The organism is Pseudoclavibacter sp. CFCC 13796 (genome assembly GCF_008831185.1).
Classification (GTDB): Bacteria; Actinomycetota; Actinomycetes; order Actinomycetales; family Microbacteriaceae; genus Pseudoclavibacter_A.
Genome location: NZ_WBKD01000001.1, coordinates 1,565,532 through 1,578,754, shown reverse-complemented (window position 1 = coordinate 1,578,754; position 13,223 = coordinate 1,565,532). Strand labels below are relative to the sequence as shown.

Below are 13,223 nucleotides of genomic sequence, written 5' to 3'. Positions count from 1 at the left end.
TGAGGTGTCCTTTCAATCCTCGTACGGGAGCAGCGGCTTCTTCTCAAGCCGGACGTTGTGGGACACGGAGAGCTTCTCCTGATTCGGGGTGGGGAGGCCGGAGAGCCAGTCCTCCAGAGACTGGTTGTCGGGGTCGAACTCTTTCGGCCGCTCCGGTGCTGGTGGCACTGCATTTGCAGAGTCCTCGTCAGGCTCTGAGACCGGGGGACCGGCGGGTGCGGGGATTGCATAGTCGGCGTCGGCATCTTCCGGTGCGTGTGTCGGTGCGAACGGCTCGGGAATGTCCGGCACTGCTTCATCTCCGATCAGGTCGTCCAGGAGGTCGCGTTCGTCGTCCGCGTCTTCTTGGACGGGAAGCTCGACGGTCTCAGCCTCATCGAAGATGATCGTCTGATGCGGGGCGGGCTCTGGATCTGGCTCTGGATCTGGCTCTGCCACCTCATCGTCTGGTCGGAGGAACTTCTCCTCGAGCACGGCCAGCGGATCAGCTCCGGTCTCATGATCGCGGTGTGCGTCCTGTTCCACGGGCGGCTCAGCCGTCTCGGTTTCGACCATGGCATCCGGCACTGGCGGCTGGACCAGGGGAAGACTCTCTCCGACCGGCCCCGGGGCGGGCAGCAGCAGGGTCACCAGCGGTTCGCCCGCGAAGATGTTGGCCGAGATCGCGTCGAACAGGGGCAGGCGCAGCCGTGCATCAACTGCGTAGTCGAGGGTGATCGTCCGTCCGCCCCGCAGCCGCAGCTGCAGCACATCCTGTGAGCGGCTGTCGGTGCCGATGGAGAGTCCGACTACCTCGTGGAGATCGATGACGGAGTCTTCTGCGATCCAGAGCAGGTTGTGATCCCTGATGCGGTGCACCTCCCCCGCTGGTACTCGGCCGTCGACCATCTCGGCGATCGTGCCGGTCAGTGTGTCCCGTGGGTGTGTCATGCGTCTCCTTGATCGTTCGGATGCCCATCACCTATGCGAAGCACTGCTGACGGTGATGCGCCTCGACGTCGGCGGATGATCGTCGGCCGCTTGGGTTTCTTCGGCTTCGACGGTGCCTGCGCTTTCGGCTGGCGCTCGCGGTGCTGCTTCACCAGCCGCAGCCGGTGGATTCTGGGGTTCGCGTGCACGAACCAGCCGAGTGGGACCAAGATGAGCAGCCCGCCGAGGAAGAGCATCGTGGCATGCCACAGGATGACTGCGATGACGCTGAAGGCGACCACCGTAAATGCGAGGATGCTCGGGTCGGTGTCCACTGGCTATTCCGCGGTCACGTAGGTGAGATCGGAGGACTCTGCCAGAGTGGTCAGGAATGACGTCTCGGTCTCCGGGTCGAGCCAGACGATGCGTCCGGTGGGGCGTTCGTCGTCCGTGTACGGCTGGTACTGCGTGGTGGTGAGGATCAGGTCGATGGGGCCGTGATATTCGCCGGTGACGGCCTGGTCCTTCGGAGTGGTGAGAAACAGGCGGTCGTCCTTGTCCAGAGGGTCGGCGGGATCACCATCGCCCGGCTGGTCGGCGGCGAGACCGATGAGCAGCATCGCCTGCAGGGTATCCGCGTGCTCCTCCATGTGGTCGACGCGCGCTTCGAGCGCTTCATCGTCGGTGAGCGCCTCGTATCCGGGGATCAGACCGCTGATGAGGTCCGACGGTGATTCTCCTTCCAGACGGTTCCCGTCGGGGAACTCGAGACGGTAGGGTGCGGTCGGCTGTCCATCGCGGGTGTAGGTGCTCATGTGTCGTTCCTTCTGGGTTGCTCGCACGGAGGCGAGAGGCAGTCTGCCTGCACTCTTTGTGCGCGGAAGTTCCTCCTGCCTCCGTGGAGCTTTCGTCAGCTGTCCAGACGTCGAGCTTTCAGCGCGCCTCGGATGGACAGCGCGGCGCCCGCGATGAGCGCTGTGATACCGGCACCGGCAGCCCAGATGACGCCCCGTCCGGCGCCGGTCTGGGCGAGCGTGCCGCTCACGGTCTGCGCATCCACCGGGACGGGTTCACCTGTCGGTGTGTCACCGCTCTCGGCTGGCCCCTGCTGGTCCCCCGGTGCCGACGGAGCTGCGGGTGCGTTCACGGTGATCGTCGTCTGCACCGCGGCGGACGCTGAACCGTTCACCGACTGGGTGGCTGAGATGACATGCTGCCCACCGGCGAGTGAGACTGTCACTGGCACCGACCAGCTTCCGTCATCAGCGACCGTGGTCGAAGTCGAGCGTCCGTCCATCTCGACGGTGACTGCTGCGCCGGGGAGGCCGGTGCCGTTCACCGCCGTAGGTGCGCTCCCGTCGCTGTAGACGCTTCCGTCGGCGGGCGTGGTGATGACAGGCGCCTCGGGTGCGACCCGGAATGACGCGGTCGTCTCGGCGGACGTCTGGCCGGCGTAGACCTGTGTGGCCTTCACCTGGTGGTTGCCGTACCCGAGGTCTGCTGACACCGACCAGCTACCGTCATCGGCGACGGTGGCCGTGGCGGTCACATCACCGGTCACGGAGACGGTGGCACCAGGGACGCCGGTACCTGAGATCTCACGAACCGTGTCGGTGACAACACCTGAGGGCGAGGTGATGGCCGGTGCCCCTGTGGCGACTTTCACCGTGATCGAAAGTGTGTCCGAGGAGTCGAACCCGCGGGTCGCGTGCACGGCGATCCCGTATTCTCCTGGGGTGTTCGGCGCCGCCACCGACCATGTTCCGTCGGCGGCGACAGTGGCCTTCACGACGTCCGGCACACCGGTGAAGGTGGCAGAGATGTCGTCACCGGGCTGACCGGTGCCGGAGATCGTCGAGCCGGTGCCGATGGTGTCCCCGGTCTTCACCGTGGAGACCTGCGGCACGTCCACGAACTGGGCGACGGTGTATCCGCCGGTCGACGGCAGCGAGTCCACAAGTGAAGCACCCCAGGTGAGGGGTGTTCCATCCCAGAGCGTGCCAATGGCGGAGACGACGCCGACGGCCCGATCCCCTTGAACGATGGGACCGCCGGAGTCTCCATGGTCGGCTTTCGCCGTGATGCCGAAACCTCTGACGAAGTGGTCGTCGACAAGCATCCAGCCGTCGGTGATGTACGCGCCATCGGCTGTCTTGGTGACGTCGCCGGCAGTCATGCCCGTGGTCCGGCCTGAACGTTTCACCGGCTGTGACGGGTCGATCGCACCGACAGACTTCACCGGCGTCGCCGAGGCGGACAGGTCTTCGCCAGCGGCCGTGGTCCAGTCGGTCACCAGAGGTCGCGGCGTCAGCGCCGTATTGGTGACATCGACCGCGGAGATGTCGATGGAGCTCGTGTCCCCGTCTGCGCCCTTCGTGTCCCCGGGGCCGCCGAACTGGGTGAACCCGACTGTGCCGATCTTCTCGACCGGGTCGTAGTAGCCCTGCCCGGTGCCGCTGGCTGTGTCACTGCTGGGCTTCGTCTGCCACACTTCTGCGTTGTGGTCGGAGGCGTAGCAGTGGCCCGCGCTGATGAACGCAGGTTTCCCAGCTTTCGACCACGCGGGGAAACCGACCGAGCACACGTAGCCGCTGCCGTCAGCCAAGGTGATGCCGGTGCCGGCACCGCCGACCAGAGTGCTGGCTGCAGCGCTGTGCAGTTCACCGGACAGGGAGACGAGCTGAATGTCAGCGCCTGCAGCGTTTCGCCCGTCGATGCTGGACCGCAGGGCCCCTGCGTCACTGTCGGAGTCGTTGACGAAAGCCACCGTCCGGCCAAACGAGTCGGTCGCCGCTCCCATCAGCGCGCTGGAACCGGCAGAGTCTCCCGCTGCCTGCACCTGGGCGATCAGGGCCTGCGCGGTTGCTGCTGTGCCGTGAGCTGGTTCGGCGTTCGCCGGGGTGATCGTCATACCCCCGATCACGGCAAGGGCGACGGGGACCCCGATTGCTCCGGCGATCTTCGCTGCTGTCTGACGTCTACGTACGGGGCTGGTAGCCATGGTCCTCCTGAGGTTGTCGGGCACCCTCGACCTATGCGGAGCAGCTGGTCAAGCGCCCCCGAGCTGGTGGCGTGCGGCGTTCGCTTTCGCGAACCCGGTCAGTGGTTTCCCTGTGGCCGGGTCGATCTCCCAGTCCTCCAGCGCCCGCTTCTTCGCCCCGAAACGCTTGGTCGGCTCCGCCAACTGGGGGCGGGGGTCCCCGTCCTCGTCGAGCCCGTCGTCGAGTCTCGGCACGTACTTGTCGATCTGGGCTGCGGTGGGCTCCGGTGTCGCAGTCTTCGGGGCTTGGAGCTGCTCGAGCGCTTGCAGGTAGGAGTCGGTGGAGGCGTAGAACGACTTGAACACGCACGGGGTCTGACCCTCGAGCTCGGCGACACCGACACCGCGGGACTGACCTTTGTCCGCACGGATCCATTCGGGAATGTGCGGGGCCGCATCCGGGTCGTTCAAGGCGTGGCCTCGGGCGCTCTTCGACGGGTTCGCCCCCTGCAGGACACGGTTGGCGAGGTTCGTCTTCAACGGCACGGAGATGCCGGTGTTCGCCTGTGCCATCTGGGTGGCGAGGATGATGCGGATGCCGACGAAGCGCATCTCCGCGGGGATCTTCGCCGTCACCATCTTCAGCAGGTCGGTCTCCATGGCGTGCTGCTCTGCTTCGATGCGTTCCGGGTGATCCTTCGGGAGGGCCTTCGGGATCGGGTCCGAGGCGAACAGACCGGTCACCTCATCCATGACGACCAGGATGAGCGGGTTTGCAGCACGAACGTCCGCTGGCAGCTCCTGCCATTTCTGCACACCATGTTCGGCGAGCATCCCGGCCCGGCGCTGCCCTTCCTCGTAGACGAGTTTCAGCGCCGTGAGGCTTGCCGCCTTGGATGCGCACCCGAACCCGTTTCGACGCACGTACGGTTTCACCCATTCGTAGTCGATCGCCTTGTGCGGAACGTCGACGACCACCAGCTCCCAGCCGCGCTGCAGGGCACCGAAGATGAGCGCGTTCACCGTCACCGATTTACCAGAGCCGGCGGTACCGGACACCAGCGCGCCGGGAGTGCCGTCGAAGTCGAACTCCAACTGGTCATTCGGCTCCCCCGGGCCGCCGAGCCTCATCCCGAGCGGCAGCTGCAGTGAGTCGGACAACGACTTCGGGCGCAGCCGACCCAGCGTCGGGTACGGGTACGCCTTCTCGAAGCTGGGGAGCTCCGCGGGAACGATCTGCGCGGTCAGCTTCGCCGGCTGGGTGCGCACGAACCAGCCGGGGCGTCCGACAATCGTCGTCGCCACTTCAGCGAGCTTGTCGTCATGCTTGCTGGGCGTATACGTGGGCGGAAGCTCCAAGTCGAACCCACCGCCACGGTGCGCGAACACCTGCACGTCCCATGGTTTCACCCCGAGAGCGCCGGCGACGGCGTCACGGCAACGGACTTCCTCCGCACTCATCTTGGTGATGGTCGCCTGCAGCAGGTACGGGTCGAACTTCGTCATGAAGAAGTCGGGGAACGTGTCCGCGTACTCCGCCGCGTACTTGTCGGCGTCACCGGGTTTCGTCCCCCGTGGGAGCCCCAGCAGCTTCCTCGGACGGGAGCGGACAGTCGTCTCCGTCACCTCGGTGACCGCGTTGCGTCGAATGGCGGTCACGGTGCGTTCGTCGACGGAGACGCTCTGCAGGTCCCAGTCGGGGCCGAACACCGCGGACTGTTTCACCCAGGCCGCCAGACGGTCGGCGTGCTTCTCAATGTCGAACGCCGCAGGCAACCGGGCGATCTTCCGTTCGATTCGCTGAGCCATCAGCGGTCACCGTCGGATCCGGCTTCGATGGCCTGCTGCTCGGGCTCATCGGCGTCAAGGAACGTGCGGTAATGCTCCACGGCAGGTTCGGTCTCCCGCACGATGGTGTCGAACACCCGGTGCAGGTACTGGAAGGGCCCGCCCTCCGCTGTGACCTGGTTCTTCTGGTACTTCTTCCACGTCGGCACCGACGTCTCCTGAACAGCTTTGAGCAGTTTCGCCGGGGTGGGCTGGCCCGGAGCCGCCGGCGGTGTGTTCGAGAAGATGCGCCCACCGATCGTGCACGCCCACTCTGCGGCGTTCGCGAGCTCACGTGCGGTGGACGCAGTCTCGGCCTGAACGTCCAAGAATGCCGCTAGGTCTTTCGCCGCCGCATGCCAGGCGATGCTCGGGTGCAGGGGCTCCAGCTGGTCGGCGATCTCCCACGCCGGTCGCATGTTCGCGTGCGGGTAGAGGGTGTCTGAAAGCGTGGAGAGCAGTTGGTCCGGATCGCCGAGCAGGTGTGCTGCCGCCCGGTTCAGTACGTCGGCGTCGGTGCTGTCGAGGCCGACCACACCGAGAGCGTCGACCCACTCGCCGAGGTCGCTGTCGTAGAGCCCGTTCAGCACTGTCTCCAACGCCACCCGCAGCTGCCAGTGGGAGGATGACTCCCCCTCGGTGGGACGTCCGAGGCGTTCCGGCATCCACAGCCACGGCAGCCACAGTTCGTCGATGTTCAGGCTCTCCGTGACCACGGCGCCGGCCACGGGGATCGGCAGGGCGACCATCGGTGTGCAGGAGCAGTCCTCGAGGGGGATGCCGGTCTGCTCGGCGAAATCATCCCACAGCTTCACGATCGCAGCGGAGCCGCCGGGGAGCAGGAGCGTCTGCCCTTCGTCGAGCAGGAACGGGTAGTGTGCGAAGTTCGCGGTGGTTTCCGTCATGCCCTCTGCGTATGCGTGCGAGGCCCGCTGCCTGATGCAGCACACATGACGGGTATGACTGGATTCGACGCACACGGGAACCTGCATGCCGGCGACGGACGGTTCGCGCCCACCCGGCAGACTCCGGCGTCGGTGCAGCTCACCCCCGTTGCGCTGACCGCCAGCAGCTCGGGTGTCGAGCCTGAAGACATCTGCCCGGCAGCCAGTGAAGTGACCATCACCCGCGACGGTGACGGTTGGGAAGCGCGCGCAACGTACGAGGGCCTGCTGCCAGACGTTCGTCTCTCAGACGGGTCCACGGTCACTGCCTCGACGACAGTGCGTCTGGACTCACCGGATTTCGATGAGGCCAGACGCACGTTCGAAGGCGGATAGTGCGGATCAGGCGGCGACGGCGGTTTCTTGTGCATGCGCCGGTTTCACCAAGTACTTCTCAATCAGGTCGGGGCGGAAGCCTGACCAGTGCACTCCGTCGTCGGTGAGCACGACCGGCGCCTGCATGTACCCGAGGTCCTTCACCTTCTGGTGTGCTGCATCGTCCACGGTGATGTCGACAGTCTTGAACGCGATCCCCCGTCGCTCCAGTGCCCGGTACGTGGTGCTGCACTGGACGCAGCCTGGTTTGCTGAACACGGTGACACTCATGTGGTTCCTTTCCAGCTCGACGCGACCTGCGCCGGCACATTCTCATGTGCACTGCCCTATGCGTGACCTCGCCCGAAATTGTCGCGGTACTTCTCCAGCTCGATGATCTCCTGCCTGCTGGCGGTGAGGGCCGTCCCAGCTCTCTCCAGCGCAGCGGTGAGCGCATCGACTGTGGCTGCAGCTGATTCGGTGTCCGCCGCGGCGGCAGACGGTTTCGCCAGCAGTGCGCCGAGAGCCTCCGTGGTGAGCAGCACCAGCACCGGGGCGAGGGCAGCGAGGAACGACCCTGCCACGCCCTCCAGTGACCCGAGCCCACGGATGGACACCACGTGCAGGAAGTTCGCAATCGCACTGACCATGGTGAGCCCGTACCCGGCGAGACTGAACAACCAGTAGCTCTCCCCTCTGGAGCGTCTGGCGAGTCCGCCCAAGGTGAACACGACGATGGGGAGGTCGATCATCAGCGGCATCAGCCACAGCATCCGCTCCGGAAGTTCCGCCCAACGTCCGACGAACACGAGTCCCTGCCAAGAGACCAGCGTGGCGGCGACGGCGGTGAGGATCACACCGACGTTCACCATCCGGTAGACGAACCGGTTGTCGGCGGTCGAACGCTTCTCCGCGTTCATGCGGCGACCGCTTCCACGTCAGACTCCGGGCGTGCATCCTCAATGGCGCGTTCCTCCATGGCCCGTTCGATCTGACGGAGCCGGAACTCGGCGGCTTCCAGCTCTGTCTGCCGGTCGAACACGAATGCCTCGGCGCTCGCCGTCATCTCATCCGAGTGGGAGCGCAATGCCCGCGACCGGCTCTGCAAGCGCTCGAGCTCCTCGACGTGCAGGTGCTTGGTCACCCATCGCGCCAGCGACTGCCGGATCAGGCGCACGGCCGACGGGACATCCGAGAACGCCCGAGCGGAGACATGTCCGACGGGGATCGCACCCGGTGTGAAACGATGACGTGTGACGTCGATCTCCACCCGACCGCTCTGGGCTCGGCAGTCCCGGACGTTCAGGACGAGTCCCTGCCATTCGGCGACCTCGCTGAAAGACCTCCCCTGCAGGATCGAACGCACTGCGCGGGGGACGCTGTCCCATGTTCCGGTGGGGTCATGGCGTTCCAGACTGGTCTTCAGCGTGGTCGCCTGCTCTTTCAGCAGGGTCGCCTCCGAGGCGATCACCTCGGCATCTTTGAGAGCGCGTTTCGCCCCCTGCGACTGCACGGCGCGCAGCACCCGGAGCCTGCGGATGTCGCTTCTCACCTGAGCGTGCTCCAGCAGCATCGGATTGCCGGCAGCGATCGCCTTCACCTGCGAGAACGTCAGCACACTGTCGGAGATGTCCTCCACCTCACGCTGCCCGCTGGAAGCCCCCATCAGCTGTGCGATGAACCGGGCCTTGCGCTCCAAGGTCTGGAAGCTGAACGCGTCGAAGGTGCCGCGCGCCACGTACCGGATTATCTGGACATGGTCGTTCAGATTCCCGGGTCGCAGCGCTCGGCCCTCACGCTGGGTGATGTCGGATGGACGCCACGGAGGGTCCATGTGGTGGACGGCGACCGCACGGTCCTGGATATTCGCGCCGGTTCCCATCTTCTCCGTCGACCCGATCAGCACGGACACCTGCCCGTCCCGGCACTGCTGGAACAGTGCGTCGCGCTGACGGCCGGTGCTCGCCTCATGGATGAAGCGCACCCGGTCTGCGGGAACACCGCGTTCGACGAGCGCTGACCTGAGCCGCCCGTACGTCTGCGTTCCAGAGTCACCGGGGGTGCCGAGGTCGCAGAAGACGATCTGGAGTGCCCCCGGGGCCTGACGGCCGCGGTAGCGGCGGTCGTGGGTGTCATCCCAGATGCGCGCGATCTCGTCGGCTGCGGCGTTCACCTTCGGGCTGGTTGCGTCCAAGGCCACCAGCTGCGGGTCCAGGGCGACCTTCCTGCCGTCGCCGCAGACTTTGAGCATGTTGTCCTCTTCGGCGGGGACCGCCCCCTGATGGATGGCCTCGGACCGTTCGGCCAGCTCACGGATGAACGTCTCCTGCGCCGAGGTCGGGGCGACCTCGACGTTGCGTTCGGTGAAGTCCGGTCGCTGCAGCCCGATCTGCTCCGGGGTGAGCACATCGGCGACGTCGGAGAGCATCCCCATCAGCTCCGGCAGGTTCTGGATGACCGCAGGCCGGCGCTGCACACGGAACGTCGACCCGTCTGGTGAGACCTCCACCTTGGATTCGAAGCGCACGAACGTCGACGCCCATGACGGAAACGACGACACAGCGGCGGCGGCCAGTCGATCCGGCTGCAGGTAGCGCTGCCAGACGAATGTCTCCACGATCGAGTTTGACCACGGGGTTCCGGTGAACAGGGTGACGATCGGACGGGCAGGGTGCTGCAACGCCAGCCATTCGATCTTCCGCTGCAGATCCCACGCGCGTTTCGAAGACCCGGTGGAGAATCCTTGGTCACGGCCGGCACCGACGTCGAGGCGCTTGAACATGTGGGCCTCGTCGACCATGAGGTAGTCGACGCCCAGCTGGTCGAAGAACACCTGATCTCGGTCCCCCATTCCAGTAGCCATCTTCTCCGCCTTGGTCCGAAAGGACCGCAGCTTCTTCGACAGCTGCTTCGTCGCCGTCACTCCCTGTTCGTAGAGTCCGTCGAGAGCCTGCGACTCCTGCCGGGCGGTGATGGACTGGTCCGCTGCTGTGGACAGGGCGATAGAGGCGAACGCCTGGTGGGTGACGATCACCGCATCCCACTCTCCGGTCGCGCACCGGGCAGCGAACAGCCGTCGGCGCTCACGCGTGAGGTCGTCCTTCGTGGCGACCAGGAACCGCCCCGTCGGGTACAGCTGCTGGGCCTCTCGGGCGTACTGCTCCAGCAGGTGGTTCGGAACGGCGATCAGCGGCTTTGACGCCAGCCCGAACCGGCGGAGGGTGACGGCGGCCATGATGGACTCGCTGGTCTTACCCGCCCCGACCGGGTGCCCGCAGAGGACCCGTTCGCAGGAGATGATGCGCTCCACCATTCGTCGCTGATGACCCCACGGGGTGAACCCGGCAGCCAGCCCCGGGAACGTCAGCCATTCCCCGGTGAACGTCCGCGGCACATGGCTGTTGAACAGGGTGTTGTAAATGCCGACCAACGTGTGCGCCCGGTCAGGGTCCTCCCACACCCAGGTGGTGAACCGCTCCGCGATCGCCTGCATCTGCTCCTCACAGGCGAGCGTGGCCTTCTGGTCTCTGACCTTCCGGGTCTCCCGCCAGCTGTCGCCGACGGGAACCTCGCGGGTGATGACCGGGGCCGTGTTGTTCAGCAGGTGCTCCAGCAGCTGTGTCGGTTCCCGGTCGTCGGTGCCGAAGCTGATCCGCGCCTGCCCGCTGGCCCAGCCGCGGGACACGGACCAGTGGCCGGTGAGCTGGTCGTAGTCGACGCTGCAGCGGCCACCGAAGACCTCGTCGGTGAAATCGGCGATGACGTCCGCCGGAATCCACGCCGCGCCCGGGTGAATGGAGATGTCCGTCTCAGTGAGGAGCGTCGGCTGGACCGCCTCGAGGGCTGTGACGTTCCGCTGGAGACCCGCCGCTCGAGCCGAGGCGATCTTGGCTCGTACATCGCCGGACAGGTACTGGTCCGCTGTGGTGAGCTCGTTCGTGGACGGGTCTGTGAACACGAGGTCGCCGAGAGCGGTGAGAGCCTCCTGCGGGGTGAGCCCTAGGAGGTCGCCGATGCGCTGGAGGTCCACGCCCCTGCCCTCGCCGCGAGATACCGCCAGAGCATCTGCAGGGGTGTCAGCGGAGGTGACCGGTGTCGGAGGCACGTTCACCCGGTGCAGGAGGATCGGCGCTGGTGCCGCATCACCGCTCTCCTGATCGAAGACCTCCAGAGCGAAGGTCAGTGCGGCTCCCGGGTCTCGTCGGAACCCGCCCATCGGAGGCCGTCGCCACGACAGGGTTGCATGCCCGGTGTCAGGATCCGGTCGGCCTTCTGCGAGCGTGCCTCGGCCCAGCGCACCCCACCTGGCGACATAGGCGCGGTAGGCGGCCAAGGTCTCCGCCCGCAGCTCATCCAGACCGTCTGAGCCCTGCGTCTCGGCTTCGATCAGGCGGGCGGCGAGGTCACGCAGACCGATCAGTGCGGTGAGCTCCCGGTTGGTCTTCACCGGGACTGGACCGTCATCGGTGATCTCCACGATGCCACCGTCGACGAGCTGGAATGATCCGATCGGATGCCCGTCAGCGTCTTCGACTGGCTGCAGAGCCAGCGTCTCGGTCTGTGCAGCTGGCTGCTCGGCACAGACCCCGGCGACCAGCCTGGTGAGGTGACCGAATGCGCGGGCAGTGTCGTCTTCGTCGCCGCGTACGGTGATCCCGTTCCGCCAGCCGGTGTGCTCCATGGTACCGGCGATCATCTCGGGGTGGTCGGTGAACCAGTCTGCGACCTGCAGCGCTCCGCTGCTGCGTCCGGCGCGCATGACGATGACGTCGGCGACCACGTCAGTGCCGGGGAACGTGCCGGATGGCAGACGGACGGCGCCGATGAACTCGCCGGCGTCCGCGAGCAGCTGGGCGTTCGAGGGCGAGTCGATGACGAACCGGGAGGTCACGCACACGAGCAGACCTCCGCGACGCAGCTCCTCCAGCGCGCGGGTGAGGAAGTACATGTGCACAGACGGCGAAAATTCACGGGTCTGCCAGTCGAGGACACGGGTGTTCGCGAACGGCACGTTGCCGATGACGAGGTCGTATCGACTGGGAGCATGCTGCAACACCTCGTATCTGGACTCGGCGATGACTGCGTCCGGGTTCAACGCCCGAGCCATCCGGGCGGCAGTCGGGTCCTCTTCGACGCCGGTCCACGAGAAGCTGTGTGGGTCGGCTGCGATGAACAGGCCGGACCCGCATCCGGGCTCCAGCGCCCGGCCTCCTGTGAGCCCGGATGCGGTGACGAGCCCCCAGCAGGCGGTGATGAGCGCCTCGGGTGTGTAGAAGGAATTGTCGACGTTCACCGTGGCCGGCTGGAGGGTGCGAAGTCTCGCGACGTCCGCGTTGTCTGTGCCTGTACCCCGGTGCATCTCGTCGATCAGCGGAGCCAACGGCCCCCACCCTGCCCAGTGCCGGATGACGTCCGGGTCTGGTGACGCCTTGGCTGACTCTTCCAGTGCATCAAGGTAGCGGGTGTAACGGCTCATTCGGTCCTCCGTGTCTGTGCGTCTGGAGGCACCTGTGCGCGGAGCGGCGCGTGCCGGAGCGTCGACTGCGGTGTGACGACGATCTGCTCGGAGAGCCAGCCGAAGGAGAGAGGATCTGCGCCGGCCGCTGCGACGCATCCGGCGACGACCGGTGCCGCCAGTGATGTTCCGGAGCCTGTGACGCGACCCCAGAGGACACCGAACATGGGCATGTCGACCCCTTGGGCGACCACGTCGATCTCCGGGTCTTCGGCGAAGTGGCCTTCGGGGACGTCTCCGGTCGCATCGACTGCCTGCACACCGATCACACCGTCGATTGCCAGCAGCGACGAGCGGTCGACCACCGCGCTCTCCGGGCGTGCGACGATCACGAACGCACCCCGGGCGACCGCATCGCGGACCTCACGGTCCAGCTCCGGTGAGCGCGCGACCGTGGAGGTGACGAGGATGACCTGCGCGCCGCCGGCATCGGAGAACGCGCGTGCCATCGCGGCCGAGCGGTCGGATTCGCAGGAGATGCGCCCGTGCAGGTCAGCGGTGCCGACCGGATGGACATCGATCGTCGCGTCAGGAGCGAGAGCGCTGACGATCGAGACCACGCTGGTCGCATGTCTGGCCCGCACTCCGTCAGCGCTCACGGACACTCCACCGCATGTGTTCGGCCACACCTGACCGACTGGCACACGCCCGGGATTCACCGCGGTGTCCAAGACGGCGACGGTCACTCCGGCCCCCGTGCTCCCGGACATGTGCAGGCGCTCAACCCCCGCCA

General features: G+C 66.3%; 11 protein-coding genes. 1 reads left to right on the top strand and 10 read right to left on the bottom strand.

Annotated elements, in window-relative coordinates:
* Window positions 1–12: 12 nt before the first annotated feature.
* From F8O07_RS07040 to F8O07_RS07015, 6 genes are all read right to left on the bottom strand, one after another.
* Window positions 13–930 (bottom strand): hypothetical protein, encoded by a 918-nt coding sequence (locus F8O07_RS07040; protein WP_158031375.1) that lies wholly within the window; start codon window positions 928–930, stop codon window positions 13–15.
* Window positions 927–1,244, bottom strand: coding sequence for a hypothetical protein (locus F8O07_RS07035; RefSeq protein WP_158031374.1), 318 nt, complete (start codon window positions 1,242–1,244; stop codon window positions 927–929). Before F8O07_RS07035 ends, F8O07_RS07040 begins: the two co-directional genes overlap by 4 nt.
* Before the next feature lie 3 nt (window positions 1,245–1,247).
* Entirely contained in the window at window positions 1,248–1,724 is a 477-nt protein-coding gene (locus tag F8O07_RS07030) for a hypothetical protein (RefSeq protein WP_158031373.1), read from the bottom strand.
* 95 nt (window positions 1,725–1,819) lie between these two features.
* On the bottom strand, window positions 1,820–3,910 hold the full coding sequence (locus F8O07_RS07025; protein WP_158031372.1) for a trypsin-like serine protease: 2,091 nt from the start codon (window positions 3,908–3,910) through the stop codon (window positions 1,820–1,822).
* Window positions 3,911–3,958: 48 nt separating this feature from the next.
* Window positions 3,959–5,698, bottom strand: coding sequence for a cell division protein FtsK (locus tag F8O07_RS07020; RefSeq protein ID WP_158031371.1), 1,740 nt, complete (start codon window positions 5,696–5,698; stop codon window positions 3,959–3,961).
* Window positions 5,698–6,621, bottom strand: coding sequence for a hypothetical protein (locus tag F8O07_RS07015; RefSeq protein WP_158031370.1), 924 nt, complete (start codon window positions 6,619–6,621; stop codon window positions 5,698–5,700). The genes F8O07_RS07020 and F8O07_RS07015 overlap by 1 nt, the downstream gene beginning before the upstream one ends.
* Before the next feature lie 54 nt (window positions 6,622–6,675).
* On the opposite strand from F8O07_RS07015, the gene F8O07_RS07010 reads away from it, so the two are divergent.
* Window positions 6,676–6,996: a hypothetical protein gene (locus tag F8O07_RS07010; protein ID WP_158031369.1), complete on the top strand. Its 321-nt coding sequence runs from the start codon at window positions 6,676–6,678 to the stop codon at window positions 6,994–6,996.
* A gap of 6 nt (window positions 6,997–7,002) precedes the next feature.
* On the opposite strand, the gene nrdH is transcribed toward F8O07_RS07010, so the two are convergent.
* From nrdH to F8O07_RS10590, 4 genes are read right to left on the bottom strand one after another with little or no spacing between them, the layout of a single operon-like run.
* On the bottom strand, window positions 7,003–7,266 hold the full coding sequence (gene nrdH / locus F8O07_RS07005; RefSeq protein ID WP_158031368.1) for a glutaredoxin-like protein NrdH: 264 nt from the start codon (window positions 7,264–7,266) through the stop codon (window positions 7,003–7,005).
* Window positions 7,267–7,322: 56 nt separating this feature from the next.
* Window positions 7,323–7,895 carry a DUF2637 domain-containing protein gene (locus tag F8O07_RS07000; protein ID WP_158031367.1) on the bottom strand — a complete coding sequence of 191 codons (573 nt, stop codon included), beginning with the start codon at window positions 7,893–7,895 and terminating at the stop codon, window positions 7,323–7,325.
* On the bottom strand, window positions 7,892–12,451 hold the full coding sequence (locus F8O07_RS06995; RefSeq protein ID WP_192496686.1) for a helicase-related protein: 4,560 nt from the start codon (window positions 12,449–12,451) through the stop codon (window positions 7,892–7,894). The genes F8O07_RS07000 and F8O07_RS06995 overlap by 4 nt, the downstream gene beginning before the upstream one ends.
* Window positions 12,448–13,089 (bottom strand): S8/S53 family peptidase, encoded by a 642-nt coding sequence (locus F8O07_RS10590; protein WP_192496685.1) that lies wholly within the window; start codon window positions 13,087–13,089, stop codon window positions 12,448–12,450. The genes F8O07_RS06995 and F8O07_RS10590 overlap by 4 nt, the downstream gene beginning before the upstream one ends.
* Window positions 13,090–13,223 lie beyond the last annotated feature (134 nt).

Excerpts from the sequence above, each read along its gene's own strand:
- F8O07_RS07020 (WP_158031371.1), bottom strand. The coding sequence starts at position 5,698 with ATGGCTCAGCGAATCGAACGGAAGATCGCCCGGTTGCCTGCGGCGTTC.
- F8O07_RS07015 (WP_158031370.1), bottom strand. The coding sequence starts at position 6,621 with ATGACGGAAACCACCGCGAACTTCGCACACTACCCGTTCCTGCTCGAC.
- F8O07_RS07040 (WP_158031375.1), bottom strand. The coding sequence starts at position 930 with ATGACACACCCACGGGACACACTGACCGGCACGATCGCCGAGATGGTC.
- F8O07_RS06995 (WP_192496686.1), bottom strand. The coding sequence starts at position 12,451 with ATGAGCCGTTACACCCGCTACCTTGATGCACTGGAAGAGTCAGCCAAG.
- F8O07_RS07025 (WP_158031372.1), bottom strand. The coding sequence starts at position 3,910 with ATGGCTACCAGCCCCGTACGTAGACGTCAGACAGCAGCGAAGATCGCC.
- F8O07_RS07030 (WP_158031373.1), bottom strand. The coding sequence starts at position 1,724 with ATGAGCACCTACACCCGCGATGGACAGCCGACCGCACCCTACCGTCTC.
- F8O07_RS07000 (WP_158031367.1), bottom strand. The coding sequence starts at position 7,895 with ATGAACGCGGAGAAGCGTTCGACCGCCGACAACCGGTTCGTCTACCGG.
- nrdH (WP_158031368.1), bottom strand. The coding sequence starts at position 7,266 with ATGAGTGTCACCGTGTTCAGCAAACCAGGCTGCGTCCAGTGCAGCACC.
- F8O07_RS07010 (WP_158031369.1), top strand. The coding sequence starts at position 6,676 with ATGACTGGATTCGACGCACACGGGAACCTGCATGCCGGCGACGGACGG.